This window comes from Dysgonomonas sp. UBA7630 (assembly GCF_002483985.1).
GTDB lineage: Bacteria > Bacteroidota > Bacteroidia > Bacteroidales > Dysgonomonadaceae > Dysgonomonas.
In genome coordinates, this window is sequence record NZ_DLIY01000003.1 from 50,092 (window position 1) to 65,408 (window position 15,317).

The 15,317-nt window shown below is 38.7% G+C and carries 11 protein-coding genes; 6 read left to right on the top strand and 5 right to left on the bottom strand.

What is annotated here, in order from left to right; genetic code table 11:
- Nucleotides 1-207: 207 nt before the first annotated feature.
- Together B3P17_RS00985 and B3P17_RS00990 are read left to right on the top strand one after the other, a co-directional pair.
- On the top strand, nucleotides 208-618 hold the full coding sequence (locus tag B3P17_RS00985) for an RrF2 family transcriptional regulator (protein ID WP_252638368.1): 411 nt from the start codon (nucleotides 208-210) through the stop codon (nucleotides 616-618).
- 74 nt (nucleotides 619-692) lie between these two features.
- On the top strand, nucleotides 693-1,346 hold the full coding sequence (locus B3P17_RS00990) for an NAD(P)-dependent oxidoreductase (protein WP_291102646.1): 654 nt from the start codon (nucleotides 693-695) through the stop codon (nucleotides 1,344-1,346).
- Between the two features lie 66 nt (nucleotides 1,347-1,412).
- Here B3P17_RS00990 and B3P17_RS00995 read toward each other — a convergent pair whose 3' ends face one another.
- Together B3P17_RS00995 and B3P17_RS01000 are read right to left on the bottom strand one after the other, a co-directional pair.
- Complete coding sequence (locus B3P17_RS00995; RefSeq protein ID WP_252638370.1) at nucleotides 1,413-2,462, bottom strand: bifunctional transcriptional activator/DNA repair enzyme AdaA; 1,050 nt, start codon at nucleotides 2,460-2,462, stop codon at nucleotides 1,413-1,415.
- A gap of 184 nt (nucleotides 2,463-2,646) precedes the next feature.
- Nucleotides 2,647-2,949, bottom strand: coding sequence for a hypothetical protein (locus tag B3P17_RS01000; protein ID WP_252638371.1), 303 nt, complete (start codon nucleotides 2,947-2,949; stop codon nucleotides 2,647-2,649).
- Nucleotides 2,950-3,452: 503 nt separating this feature from the next.
- Here B3P17_RS01000 and B3P17_RS01005 point away from each other — a divergent pair.
- The 4 genes from B3P17_RS01005 (at nucleotide 3,453) to B3P17_RS01020 (ending at nucleotide 7,892) form a co-directional block, all read left to right on the top strand.
- Nucleotides 3,453-4,094, top strand: coding sequence for an MBL fold metallo-hydrolase (locus B3P17_RS01005; protein ID WP_135104605.1), 642 nt, complete (start codon nucleotides 3,453-3,455; stop codon nucleotides 4,092-4,094).
- Nucleotides 4,095-4,111: 17 nt separating this feature from the next.
- On the top strand, nucleotides 4,112-6,964 hold the full coding sequence (gene gcvP, locus B3P17_RS01010) for an aminomethyl-transferring glycine dehydrogenase (RefSeq protein ID WP_291102650.1): 2,853 nt from the start codon (nucleotides 4,112-4,114) through the stop codon (nucleotides 6,962-6,964).
- 167 nt (nucleotides 6,965-7,131) lie between these two features.
- Entirely contained in the window at nucleotides 7,132-7,461 is a 330-nt protein-coding gene (locus B3P17_RS01015) for a heavy-metal-associated domain-containing protein (protein ID WP_252638373.1), read from the top strand.
- Entirely contained in the window at nucleotides 7,458-7,892 is a 435-nt protein-coding gene (locus B3P17_RS01020; protein WP_252638374.1) for a copper resistance protein NlpE, read from the top strand. Before B3P17_RS01015 ends, B3P17_RS01020 begins: the two co-directional genes overlap by 4 nt.
- An 85-nt stretch (nucleotides 7,893-7,977) precedes the next feature.
- Here B3P17_RS01020 and B3P17_RS01025 read toward each other — a convergent pair whose 3' ends face one another.
- The 3 genes from B3P17_RS01025 to B3P17_RS01035 form a co-directional block, all read right to left on the bottom strand.
- On the bottom strand, nucleotides 7,978-9,732 hold the full coding sequence (locus tag B3P17_RS01025) for a hypothetical protein (protein WP_291102655.1): 1,755 nt from the start codon (nucleotides 9,730-9,732) through the stop codon (nucleotides 7,978-7,980).
- A 158-nt stretch (nucleotides 9,733-9,890) separates the two neighbouring features.
- Complete coding sequence (locus tag B3P17_RS01030; RefSeq protein WP_252638376.1) at nucleotides 9,891-11,798, bottom strand: SusD/RagB family nutrient-binding outer membrane lipoprotein; 1,908 nt, start codon at nucleotides 11,796-11,798, stop codon at nucleotides 9,891-9,893.
- A complete protein-coding gene (locus B3P17_RS01035; protein WP_291102659.1) occupies nucleotides 11,788-15,207 on the bottom strand; it encodes a SusC/RagA family TonB-linked outer membrane protein in 3,420 nt (1,139 codons plus the stop codon). Before B3P17_RS01035 ends, B3P17_RS01030 begins: the two co-directional genes overlap by 11 nt.
- Nucleotides 15,208-15,317: the final 110 nt, after the last annotated feature.

Genomic DNA, 15,317 nt, shown 5'->3' on the forward strand with positions numbered 1-15,317 from the left:
GAAAATAGTAAAGATGGAATTGCAAGAGACCCGTGCAATTAAAATATTTTAAGCGTTTTGTCCAATATTTACGCGAATGATCGTTGCCTGTCATACAGACAAAGGAAACATCTCTTTCTTATGATAAAAAAGTATATTTTTCTTCACTTTTATATTGTTATGTAAAAATTTTATCTACCTTTGTACTGTAATGAAAATAATTACAGAATGAACGATCGCAGATTTGTCATATCAATGCATATATTAGTATTACTCTCCAAGTTTCCGGACGAGCTGCTCTCTTCCGATTATTTGGCGGGGAGTATGAATATCAATCCTGTATTGGTAAGGAAAGAGCTGTCAAACCTTCGCAAGCATAATATTGTTATAAGTAAGGAGGGTAAAAACGGAGGGTGTATGCTTGCCAAGCCTGCCAACGAAATATTCCTATCGGATGTATATAAGATCGTAAGCACACATTCGATATTGGGCAACGAATTGGCATCGCCAAACCCGAAGTGTCCTGTTGGCAAACAAATAAATGAGCATTTGTACGAATTGAATAAGGAAGCTGAGGATATAATGATAAGCCGATTGGCTAACCAAACATTAGCTGATTTCAGCAATAGATTTGAATAAAAAAATTTAAATAAAACTGTAACTTAAAAACATACAGTATAAAAAATATTAATTAATCAATAAAAAAGAAAGTCATGAAGAAAATAGCATTGATAGGAGCCACAGGCTTTGTAGGCTCACACCTGTTGACAGAGTTAGTAAACAGAGGGTATGAAGTAACAGCATTTGCACGCTCTACAGATAAAATTCCGGTGAAAGACGGTAACCCCAAGACCGTTGCCTTGGATGTTACAAATACGAAAGCATTGGTAGAAGCACTTAAAGGCAACGATCTTGTGCTAAGCGCATTTAATCCCGGATGGACTAACCCGAATATATACGACGATTTCATTAAAGGATCGGAAGCAATACAGAAAGCTGTAAAAGAAGCAGGTGTAAAACGTTATATCGGAATCGGAGGAGCAGGCAGCCTCTATATAGACGGCAAACAACTTGTAGACGGTGAAGGTTTTCCCGAAGAAATAAAACCGGGAGCTACCGCAGCAAGAGACTATCTGGATATCTTGAAAAAAGAAACTGAACTGGATTGGACAATGTTTTCGCCTGCCATCAATATGCACCAAGGTATCAAAACAGGACGGACAGGCAAGTATCGATTGGGTACAGACGAACCGGTGTTCGACAAAGACGGAGAATCTATCCTGTCTGTTGAGGATCTGTCTGTAGCTATTGTTGACGAAATTGAGAAGCATAAATTTTCCCGCCAACGCTTTACTGCAGCATATTAATCCTATAAAATTTCATTATCCTGAGCGTACTGAGGACTCTCTCGCTAAAGAGACATTCCTTTTCGTTCAGGATAATTTTTGTTTATTATCTTTTTCCAGATCGATAAGCTTCCGTTTGCGCCACAATCCTCCTGCATAGCCTGTCAACGACCCGTCGGAACCCACAACCCGATGACAAGGAATGATAATTGCTATTTTATTCATCCCGTTTGCATTAGCCACAGCCCTTACCGACGATGGCTTTCCTAAAACTTCCGCCTGCCTGAGATAAGAAGAAGTAGTGCCATAGGGAATTTCAACGAGTGCTTGCCATACTTGTTTCTGAAAATCTGTGCCGGATATATCCAACGGAACTTTAAACTCCTTCAGTCTTCCTTCAAAGTAGGCGTCCAATTCTTCTCTCAGTTGTTTGAAATATTTATTCTGCCCCTGTACAATATTAGCATTATGATACTTGGCTAATTGCTTCAGCTCGGTTTCCAATCCTTTCCGATCCGAAAACTCGAGTAAACAAACCCCTTTATCCGTAGCACAAGCTACCATTGTTCCCAAATCTGTTTCTATACGAGTGAAGTCTATAACCTGCTTTTCTTTGCTATTTTTGGGAGATACACCAAACACCTTCTTAAACGAATCGTTGAAGCCACTGAGAGACTCATAGCCCGAATCGAAAGCAATATCGGTGACAGATGTGCCGGTCTGCAATTTTTTGAATGCTGTATTTATCCTGTACATACGTTGATAGGCATGAAAAGTGATACCATGATTCTTGAGAAACCAACGGCGGATCTTACTTGGCTCTATATCCAACTTCAACAGATCATAATCTTTGAGCTTCAAAGATGGGTCTTCGTCCAAAAGCCTTAATACACGGTCTACATATTCGGGGGTGCTCCCTACTTTCTCCATCGGATGACAAACCTTACAGGCTCTGTAACCTTTTAGTATGGCATCTTTTGCAGAAGCGAAGAACTCTACATTCTCCCTCTTGGGCTTGCGGGCTGTGCATGTAGGACGGCAAAAGATCCCTGTTGTCTTTATTCCCGCAAAGAATGTTCCTTCGAATGAAGGGTCTTTGGCAACCAATGCCTCATAAAATATATCGTCTTTTTTCATATCCTCTTTTTATAACAAAGCTAATAATAGACCTGCTCACCTACAACCGATAAATTTACATGTATTTTTAATTAAAACCTTACCGATCCAAATACTTTGAAATTGTTTCCGTATCGAAGTTAGTCTTCAAAAAAAATCGGTTGCAATGATACCATCACAACCGATTCTCTGATATTATTATTGATTATTGTCCAAAGCCAAAATGTCCGTGCATACCATGCATACGACATTCGAAAGCTTTTTTCTTTTCGTCAACAAATGCTTGTTTCTCTTCGCTCGACATACTCATCCACTTTTCACATCGGGAGTCTATTCCCTCTACAGAGAAATGGTCTTCGTGATTATCAAGGCCTTCCATACGTTTATTCATAAACTCCAATTTTTCACTATCTGTCATTTTAGACCATGATTCTTTAAATTCTTTTCTTGCATCTTTATCGAAAGGGTTTCCACCAAAGAATCCCATTCCAAAACCTCTTGTTCTCATAATTTATTCAGTTTTACATTTTACAATCTATTTTATTAAGAGCGCTCTATTCATGTAGACTCCTGAGCGCGAAAAATATTTTAAGGAATTACTCCTTTTAAATAAAATTCACATTACGCATTTACTTAATTCTTATAGGACACCTTTTTTAGGTATAAATCGGCGTACAACTCCAACAACTATTAATACAATAACCTCTACCGTTGCATACAAAATAAAACAGAAATAATATACTACGCCTTCATAAAAGGGATAAGACGAAGCTCTAAAAGACAGCACTTAGCCGCACTTTATTTAAACAAATGAATATAAACATTTTACACCTAAACCATTTGCTATAACATCTATTTTCAGGAATGACGATAATAAATTAGTTAACAACTTGTAAACTTCCTATCAAACTGATAAAAAGTCAAGCCTACAATATTAGTTCTGACTAAAAACTGGTAACTTTGCGAGAGCAATGACTGTACATTGTAGAATCTTTTTTAACAGATANNCATATGGAAGTAAAAATATTTGAATTTAACCCCATCAGTGAGAATACATATATTGCATACGATGAAACAAAAGAGTGTGTTATCATTGATCCGGGTTGTTTTTTTCAAGATGAGAAAGAGCTTTTGCTGAACTTCATCTTAGACAATGAGTTAGTTGTAAAACATCTACTAAATACACACCTACACTTCGATCACGTATTCGGAAATAATTTTATTTACGAGCAATTCAAACTGGAAACAATGGCCAACAAGGGTGATGAGTTCTTACTCGAACAACTCCCTACCCAATTACAAATGTTTGGCTTCACAAATGAAGACACGAGAATACCCAAGGTGGGAAAATATCTGAACGAAAATGATGTTGTAACCTTTGGCAATCAAAGGCTGATAGTAATGCAAATACCGGGACACTCGCCGGGCAGCATTGTTTTCTACAATCAGGAAGCCGGTTGTGTATTTGTAGGCGATGTATTGTTCAGAGGCAGTGTAGGACGCACCGATCTGGCGGGAGGCAACCACAAACAACTGATAGACGGCATAAAAGAAAAATTGATGAAACTGCCACCCGACACAGTGGTATATTCCGGTCACGGGCCGTTGACCACAATCAGAGAAGAAGCTAGAAACAATTTTTATTTACAATAAAACGATACTTAGAATCCATGGAGACCCAAAAATTTCAACACCGCCACATCGGCATCAATGCAGAAGATGAAAAAAAAATGTTGTCTAAAATCGGCGTCAATTCGCTGGATGAACTGATAGATCAAACCATCCCTGCAAATATAAGATTGCAGAACGGTCTTAATCTGCCTGAAGCATTAAGCGAACACGAATATGCTGAGGAAATGGCTCTGATGGCCTCGAAGAATCGTATTTGCGCATCGTACATCGGCATGGGATGGTATGATACCGTATGCCCTGCCCCTATCTTCCGCAACGTATTCGAAAACGCGGTATGGTACACATCATATACTCCATATCAGGCGGAGATCTCGCAGGGAAGGCTCGAAGCGTTGATGAACTTCCAGACCACCGTAAGCGATCTTACGGGATTGCCTCTTTCTAACTGTTCGCTACTCGACGAAGCAACAGCCGGAGCTGAGTCTGCCACAATGATGTTTAATCTCCGCACACGTGACCAGATAAAGAATAATGTAAATAAACTTTTTGTTGATAAAAATATATTCCCGCAAACCTTAGCGGTGATCAACACACGCATGGAGCCACAGGGTATTGAGGTTGTAGTTGGCGATTATAATACCGTCGATCTTTCAGACGGATTCTTTGGTGCAATTATCCAATACCCTAACTCGAACGGAAATGTTGTAGATTACAAAGCATTTGCCGAAAAGGCACACAGCCTCTACTGTAAGGTATCTGTAGCTACAGACCTGATGGCACTCACGCTGCTTGTTCCTCCCGGAGAATGGGGTGCAGACATCGCATTCGGCAGCAGCCAGCGTTTTGGAGTTCCTATGTTTTACGGAGGTCCTTCGGCAGGGTTCTTTGCAACGAAGGAGGAGTTTAAGCGCAACGTTCCGGGACGTATCATCGGCGTATCGAAAGATGCGTATGGCAAACCGGCCTATCGCATGGCACTGCAAACTCGTGAACAACATATCAAACGTGAAAAAGCGACATCCAATATTTGTACAGCACAAGCACTGTTGGCCACGATGGCAGGGTTCTATGCTGTATATCACGGACCAAAAGGCTTAAAAAACATAGCTACTCAGATACATTCGGCTACATCACTTATCGCCGACGAGCTGAAAGAATTGAGCTATACGATACTGAACGAGCAGTATTTCGACACCCTCAAAATAGGTTTACCGAGCGGAGTATCGCAATACACCGTTCGTGAGTTTGCCGAGATGCGTGACATCAACCTGCGCTATTACGAAGCAGGAGAAGTAGGTATCAGCATAGACGAAACAATAACAGAGTACAAGGCTCACGAATTGCTCGCCGTATTCTCTATGGCAGCAGGACGTATGGAAGTGTTTATGATAGACGATCTTCCCGAAAAAATAACGATAAAAGATGAGTTCCTTCGTAAGAGCGAATTCCTTCAACACGAGGTGTTCAATTCTTATCATACCGAAACAGAATTGATGCGTTACATTAAACGCCTCGATAGGAAAGATATTTCTTTGGCTCATTCGATGATCTCTTTGGGGTCGTGTACAATGAAGCTGAATGCAGCCTCTGAACTTCTTCCACTTTCGTTGGGAGGATTTCAAAACATTCACCCTCTAGCTCCTAAGTCGCAGACTCAAGGGTACAACGAACTGATAGAAGAATTGGGCGAATACTTGAAAGAAATCACAGGTTTTGCAGGCGTAAGCTTCCAGCCTAATTCGGGTGCAGCAGGGGAGTATGCAGGATTGATGACAATCCGTAAATATCTGGAAAGTATCGGACAAGGGCATCGTAATATTATCCTTATCCCCGCATCGGCACACGGTACAAATCCGGCATCGGCAATTCAGGCAGGATACGAAACAGTAACGATAGAGTGCGATAGCCACGGAAATATAGCAGTAGAAGACCTGCAAGCAAAGGCAGATCAGCATAAAGACAATCTGGCGGGATGTATGATCACCTATCCGTCTACTCATGGTATCTTCGAAAAAGAGATCAGAGAGATGTGCAAGATTGTACACGAAAAAGGCGGACAGGTATATATGGACGGAGCGAATATGAATGCACAGGTAGGACTTACCAATCCGGGCTTTATCGGAGCTGATGTTTGTCACCTGAACCTGCATAAAACATTTGCTATTCCTCACGGTGGAGGCGGTCCGGGCGAAGGCCCTATCTGCGTTGCAGAACACCTTATCCCATTCCTTCCTCATCACCCCGAAGTAGATGGCAGCACCGTGAATACGGTAGCATCTGCACCATACGGAAGTGCAGGAATATTGCCTATCACTTACGGTTATATCCGCATGATGGGTGGAGAGGGCTTGACTCATGCCACAAAAATTGCTATATTAAATGCCAATTATCTGGCAGAATGCCTCAAAGATACGTATGGAATAGTGTACAGAGGTACAACAGGCAGAGTAGGCCACGAGCTTATTCTTGAATGCCGCAAGTTGAAAGAAACATCAGGGATCACAGAATCGGATATTGCAAAACGATTGATGGATTATGGTTACCATGCCCCTACTCTTTCGTTCCCTGTGCATGGCACATTGATGATAGAGCCTACCGAAAGTGAAAGCTTATCGGAGCTAAACCGATTTGTGGATACAATGAACCAAATATGGGAAGAGATCAAGGAGGTAGAAAACGGAACATACTCGAAAGAAGACAATGTTCTTGTGAATGCACCTCACCCCGAATATGAAGTATGTGCCGACGAATGGAAACATGCTTATCCACGCTCTAAGGCTGCTTATCCGCTCGAATTTGTAAAACAAAACAAATTCTGGATCAATGTGGCACGCGTAGATAATGCGTATGGTGATAGAAATTTGGTGACATGTCTTTGCGACATGGGATAAAAGATATTTTTGAGATACTTTTTGTAGCCGCTGAATAGGCAAAGAAGATAATATATCCGATCAGCGACGAAGAGTCTGTATAAATTTTAACAGACTCTAAAAAGTATTATTATTTTAAACTTTATAAATAAACATCTGTTTTATAACAGAGTACTAAACTTAGAACTATGAATGCTAAAATTTTTGTAATCTCTTTTATATTGATGCTTAGTGCCGGTTTTACACTAAATGCACAAGATAAGAAAGGTTTGAAGAGTGACAAAGAAACAGTAGTTTTCACGGTGTCGATGACTTGCGAAAACTGCCAGAAGCGTATCGAAAAGAATATTGCTTTTGAAAAAGGGGTAACCGATATGAAGGTAAACCTTGATGACAAAACGGTGACTATCGAATTTAAGAATAGCCAAACCACTGTTGATAAACTGAAGGCAGCTATCGAGAAGCTGGGATATGAAGTAGCAGTAAAGACGGATAAGAAAATAGAAGCGAAAAAATGAAAAAACTATTAATAGCCATTGCAGTAGTGGGACTAATGTACAGTTGCGGAGGCAGCTCCCAAAAGCCACAGGAAGAACCTAAAGCTGACAGTACGCTGATAGCTGATACGCACAATGCAAAAACCTCGCTAGACTATATGGGCTCTTACACAGGTAAGCTCCCTACAGCCAGCGGAGAAGGTATGAATGTAACGATCGAGCTGGGTGACAGCACCTTCGTTAAGAAGACTCAATATGTTGGCAAGAAAGAAACTTTTGAGGAAAAAGGCAAGTATAGCTGGAACAATGAAGGCAATACGGTAATCTTGGAAGGAATAAAGGATGCTCCGAGCAAATATTTTGTTGGTGAAAATACCTTGACCCAATTGGATATGGAGGGTAACAAAATAACAGGAGACATGGCAGAGCTGTATGTACTGAAAAAACAGTAATGTAAATATAAAATCAAATTATAAAAAAGAGACGTCTCTCGTTAGAGACGTCTCTTTTTTTCAAGCGATTATCGCTATCTTATTATCAGATAGGGAATGGTATTATATTTCCATTTCCTTCTGGATAAACGTCATTTCTTTGATAATCAATCCCTTTTTGAGGTTGTACGCTAAAATATTTGGAAAAAGAATATACGATATTTGAATCATTCTTATCTACTAAGTCAAAAGAGACTCTTACAGTTACATTTTTACAAGTGTAAATTCCATACTCATAGCTAGCGGTTTCTGCTTTCATTACTTTAGACTTAAAACTATAAGAGTTATTCATAGTTTTATAATATTCGATATTGTTAATTAAAGCAGCAGGTTCAACAGATGTTACTCCCCAAGTAGAAACAACAGAGGATGTCATAGCTAAATCAAACTTTGTATTTTTTATATCAAATTTAGATGCTATTTCCGGATTTAAGACTATTTTAGGAGTATTCAATACGTATTTATATTGACAATAATAACTAATAGGCAGCCATGTAGTCGCAGTATACATATTAACAGTAACAACAGGTGTTTCTTGCAGATTCCAAACTCCTAAATTTTTATTATATAGCGGCATATCATTTACATTAGATGTACTACCAGGTATAGGAAGAGCAGATATAGCTCCCCAACCGACTAACGGAGTTTCTCCCTCTAAGGAGATCTTTGTTGTAGAATTTATCGATAAGTCTACTTTTGTTATGGACTCTTGGCTTTTTCCTCCGATCAAAGAATTAACAAATCCACCAATAGCGTCACCTATAGCTGAACCACCTCCAGATAAAATTGCAGCAATACCTTTTTCGGCACCAGCTTGTAAGCCTGTAGAGATCCACTTAGAAGCATTACTCTTAATATTATTCCATAGTCCTTTAGAAAAAGAGTCATTCTTCTTGATACCTTCATCTAATTTTTTACCTACTTGCTCCGGTAATGCTTTATCATCAATTATCATTGAGGATACAGAAGCTGATTTATTAAACATGTCACTCAAGCTCAAATTGAGTCCAGAAGAATTAGGAGCGGTTGTTTTCAATGTACCTGTTATTGAGCCTGTAGTTGTAGCATTACCAGTAAATGTTATTTTATTAACACCCCAGCCTTTAATATAAAAATTATGTCCGCTATTTTGCGTAATACTTGGATCATATGCACACTCTAGTTCTATTCCATACCAATTATTATCTTTATAACCTATCCCTGAATAATTAGTCCCAGTGAAAGTCCCTTTGGGTGTAATAATTTGAGATGGTTCCTGAACAAGTAAACTTTGACCTGTAGCAAAACCAGTTGTAAAATTAAATAAACTAGTCGGCTTATCTGTTGCAATACCCCAGAAGGAAGCAGTAGTCCCATATCCCGATCCATTTGATATTTCATATAGAAAAAATCTTAAAATGCCCGTATATTTATTATATATAGCAAAGTATTTAGAAGAAGTGTTTAAATGCAAATTACTATAAACCAACTCCCATCCTTTTTCTCTTGAATAATACCTTTTACTATATGTTACATCTTCGGCATTGGCATCCAGCCAGTTTGAAGGTATCCCAATATTTTGGGTGCTACCTTTTGTCCAAGGCAGAGTTAATGTTATCTGAGTTGAAGTGTAAGGATTTTTTGTTTGTATACTATTGACTCTATCCCACTCAAAATATCCATCAAAAGAAGATTTTAGTACAGGTGAAATCTTTAAACTCTCACTTGAATAATCATCAATTTGATCAGAGCAGCTACTGAAACCTGCAGCGATAAACAAAACGCCAAACAGTAAAAAACAAATCTTAATATACTTTTTCATGACACAAAATTTATAGGTTAAACACAATGTTAAATATAGTAAAAACATATATCAAAATCTAATTACTTCACATGTTATTTCTGAAAAAACACCCTCAAAAAAAATGACCCTAAGCTCAGAGCCTAGGGTCATTCTATTAAAATTAGTGTTTGAACAACTTACTTAGGGCCATCTCCAAAGTTTGGAGCGCCTTTATCTTGCCATACACGTTCGCTGTTTAGCAACGATGTAGAGATACTTGTTCCTGTAGTAAATCCTTGAGCTTCGTAAGCAGCTTTTGATTTGTTGTACATAAGGTCTGTAACAGACGGTGTAGCTATTTCGAAACGTCGTGGTATTTCTGTAGCTTTCGGTTCTGAGAAATCTACCCATTTGAACAATGAGCTATTTCTTGCAGGTATACCCGAACGACGCACGACACAAAACTGATCTGAAGGGAAGAATGTAAGGTGAAGAATTTCCTGTATATAAACTTTTTCAAGTTTTTCTGCAGTTGTTCCTTCCAGCTTAACTCCAGCATTAGCCATCATCGCATCAATTTCGCCACTTTGTAGATCAATTACCTTTTCATTAGGGTCATAACCATAAGTTGTACCATAATATGGAATCTTATTCAATGAGGCCAAACGGTTATATTCTTCTACCGAAGCTCTAACACCCTTATTGTAATATACTTCAGCCGATTGAGGCAAATCAGCGCCTAGTAAAGCAAACTCAGCCAAGTAGAGGTTTACCTCTGCAGTTGACATATACATTCCGTACCAAGGATTATCGTTTGTATCTGTTGGAGGTGTGTCTCCAGGAGCTACCGGAATAGTATAATCCACTCGTCCTCTTACCATTTCTTCATTATACTGAGCAACAGCATTATATGTATATTGAGTACCGCTCGCAGAAGTTAATGTATATGGAGTTGTTTTGAAATAACCATCATAAGCACTATTCTGATTTGCATCTAATACTACCGGCAATCCATAGTAACGTACCCATGGTTCACCCAGACCTTTCCATTTAGAGAATTTCTTCTTACCATCCACTGTAGTATATTCTACATTGGCTGCTATAAAATTAGGAAGGTCTTTGCCCTGATCGAAGAATGCCTGTACAACTTTAGAATTATAACCGTTTTTCTTATAGAAGAAACGAACACGAGGGTCTTGGTTAGAAAGCATAAAGTCTAAAACAGTTGCAGAAGGACATAAAGAACTTCCAAACACGCCATTACCAAAGTGGTATACAAAATCTTTATCATTGTCAGAAATAGCAGTTGTACCCTTGTTTAGAATAAAGTTATCACCTGATCCATCAAGTACACCTACCGGGCTTTTAGCTACAGAAGCAGCAATTTCGAGTGCTTTTGCTTTGTTTTGAGACAATAAGCGAACAGCTATTTTCAAACGTAGAGAGTTTGCCAATTTAGCCCATTTTGCAGCATCACCACTATAAATAAGGTCTTGTTGGCTAAACAATTTGTTTCTATTATTTGTAATATCCTGATCGGCAAATGTAGCCATATTTTCCTCCAGTTGAGTCAACCAAAGATTATATAGATCTTCTACCTTATCATAATCAGGAGTAAGGATAATAGGATCTGAATAACGAGCCTTCACAGCATCTTTATAAGGCATATCTCCGTACATATCGGTATCGAATATACCCATATAGATAGTAAGGACATTCAAAGCAGCCACATGTTGTTTATAAGTAGCAGCTTCTGTTTCTGATTTTTTAGAAAGAATATACTCTACATCGCGAAGATATTTCATCACTCTATATGCCATCTGACCTTGATCTCCAGTAGCTGTAGTTAGATGATAGTTAGAAGAAAACCCTCCGGAAGCAGCTCCCAATTGAGCCCATTTAACCATCATAGGAGCATTATAGAACCATAAAAGATACCCCGAAGGTTCAAATTTACGTATTCCTTCTGTCAACAAAAAGTTAACATCACCTTGAGCCACCGTTTGAGGGTCTGTATTGATTGTAGCAAAATCATCTCTACACCCTGATGTAACAAAGGATAAGGCGGCTATAGCTGAAATAAATATAATAGATTTAAATTTCATATCTGTACTTTCNNACTGATATATTCAACATATAACTTGCTGTAAATCCAGCGAAAGAACGATAACGGAATTCAGCAGCTGATGTACCACGAAGCCCTTCAGGATTCTCATGATTAGGCATACTGTTCAATAAGTAACCTAAGTTTCTTCCTGTAATTCCAACAGACAAAGCTCTTGCTCCTAATTTATTCGCAAAAGTTGTAGGACATGCATAATTGAATGATATCTCGCGAAGTGCTATATAATTAAGCTTCTTGAACCAATCGTCGTTAACCACACCTTGTCCCCAGCTGTTTCTGAAATAAGTCCACGCTGAAGCATGTACCGGCTCTACTAGTCCTCTATCATATAGGTCTTGGAATGTTTCTCCTCCTGCAGCTACAGTATATGTACCTCCATTCGGTTGATTGATTACAGTTCCTGCAGGGAAAATACCTTGAGGGATATATCCGTCAGTGTAAGTCATTCCATCAAATTTCGATTGCCAAGATACACCACCATGGCTAGCATCAGAATAAGCTAGAGATGATTCTGTAAATCCGTATGCAGTACCATAACGAGAGTTATAAGAAGCCACATAACCACCAAAACGCATATCTAAACCTACTCTCAAAGACATTTTCTTGTAACGCAATGTTGTAGAAACTGAACCTAAAAAGTCCGGATTAACAGAACCTATTATTTCTTCTTTTCCACTACGTTGTGCATAAGCCATACGTCTACCGTTAGACCAAGTTAAAACTTCTAAGCCTGTAGCCTCATCAATTTTAGGTTTAGAGTCTGTCATCAACAAACCATATTCAGCACCCACTTTTGCAACTGAACCAACACGGTAGTTACCATAGTTAGTATTTCCTTTAAGGCTAATATAGTCTGCTACATTCTCGTGAAGAGATACTATTTTATTACGGTTACGGGTATAAGTGAAGTCTACTTCCCATTGCCAGTCTTTGCTTTCGATAGGAACAGTGTGAAGAGCTAACTCGATACCTGAGTTTTGAATATTACCGGCATTTACTATTTGTCGAGAGATACCAGACACCTCAGGCACTGCAATTGTCATGATCTGGTTTTTAGTATTTTCTTTATAGTATGTCGCATCAACACCGATTCTATTGTTGAAGAAACGCCAATCGAGACCTACTTCCCATGCATTCTTACGTTCCGGCTTCAAGTTTTTAGAGATAAGAATATCAACACCGTCCTGATTTTCTATCTGTAAAGAGCTTATATATTTGTCGCCCATCACTGTAGTTCTCAAGAAATAAGCATTATTCAAACTATAAGGATCGGTATCATTACCTACTTGTGCCCATGATGCACGAACTTTTGCAAACGAAACCCATTCAGGCAAAGTCAACAATTCTGAAAGAATAGCTGAGCCGTTTACTGACGGATAGAAGTAAGAGAAGTTGCCTGTTCCATCAGAGTAAACCAATGAAGAAGACCAGTCGTTACGTCCTGTTACATCTAAGTATAGTTTATTTTTCCAGCTCACTCCAACTTGTCCGGCTACAGAGAACATTCTCTTTGTACCCAATGTATAAGCTTCAGTTTTAGCGGCTTTTACAGAGTTTTTGATAAAATAAAGATCCGGAACAACTAAACCTCCATCTGTACTGGTTGTCATATAGCTCTGCCAGTTGTCATAGTACTCACCACGCAAAAATCCGGTAAAATTGAAATCTGCATTTAGAGGCTTATCCCATAGTACGCTAGCATTCAGGTTTGTTTGTCTTTTCTTTGTGCTAGTCATAGCATAGTAACCGTTACCACCGTCATAAGTTCTAGCATATCCTGAGTTAGGATTTTTTGTTTCACGGTTTGTATAATAGTAATTATAATTACCTTCGGTTTTGAACTTCAACCAATCCAAGATGTCAACAGTTAATGCTAAGCTTGGACGGATCGATACCTCTTCCTGTGTTGTATTATTCTCATAAATACTCCACCATAAGTCGCGTCCCGGTACATTTCCATATTTATCATCGTAGGAAGAGTTAGCCAAACCGCCATGTGTTCCTTTATATTTGTTACGATAATAAGAAGGATCATATTCACGTGTAAATGTTCCGCTAGCAAAGTATTCACCCACGTTTGGCTGAACATTTTTAGGATTTGATTTTCCAAAGTTTACAGAAGCATCAAGCATTACTTTATCAGAAATCTTATGAGATGCTTTTGTCAATAAAGTTAACCTGTTAAACTCATTGTTAGGCAATGTTCCTGTTTGATGTCTGTAGGCTAAAGATGTATAAAATGTTGTCTTATCATTACCACCCTGCACTGTAAGGTTAGAGTTGGTAGTGAAACCTAAATTATACATATCTTTATAGTTATTCTTTATCGCTCTGTAAGTAGTTTCCTCATTGTCATATCCAAGAATAGCGCTTCCGTCAAATCGAGGTCCATATCCCATACCCCAGTCATTGAACATAGCCTTTCCATCTCCATTGTATTTAAACTGATGTTGGTTATCCCATCCGTAATAAGCACCACTTGAGTTGGTTTTACCATAGTCTACATAACCTGACAGAGCTCCCACACCATACACATTTTGAAGATCCGGTTGTTTATACACATGATCTATACCAAAAGATTGGTTGAATGTAACACCAAATCCTTTTGTAGCTTTTCCACTTTTTGTAGTGATAACGATAGCACCAAACAAACCCCTAGATCCATAAAGAGCAGTAGCAGCAGCTCCTTTCAGAACAGATACTGTCTCGAAATCACTTGGATTTAGATTCTTTAGTTCATTACCCCAGTCGTTAGCGCCTGAACTCCAGTCTGCGTCACCTGCGTCTGCATTTGAGTTACTCAAAATAACGTTATCCACAACATAAATAGGCCTGTTAACTCCATTCAATGTTGGAATACCACGAAGTTGGATTTTAGATGATCCAAACATACCGCCGTCGGATCCTGAAATCTCAAGTCCGGCAACTTTTCCTTGAAGAGCATCGATCGGATTATTTGAGTTATTTGCTAAATCATCCCCTTTCAACTCAGTCATCGCATACCCTAAAGCTTTTGTAGATCTTTTCATCCCAAGAGCTGTCACAACAACTTCATCCAGCTGCTGGCTGCTTTCTTCCAAAGTTACATTTATAACTTTTTGAGAACCTACCGGTACCTCTTTCGAAGTATAACCAATAAATGAAAATACCAAAACAGAGTTAGACCCTGCTGATATTTTATAGCTCCCTTCTGTGTCCGTCAAAGTACCTGTAGTAGTACCTTTCACGGCTACACTAGCACCAATAATAGGCTCATTGTTAGCATCTTTTACGACACCCGTAACTGTCTGAGCTTGAACAATGGTAAAAGAACAAAATAAAATACTGCACAAAAGCAATATTTTGAATATGCCCTTACCAACTTTCCTTTCCTTTAGGTAATCATTCATAATAAAAAAAATTAAAGTTCCTCACTAATAATAAAGAAGTAATAAAATTGATTGCTCAAAAGCTCTGAGTAAGCTTCTAAATAAGCAATACAAAAAAGGTTATCCGATTT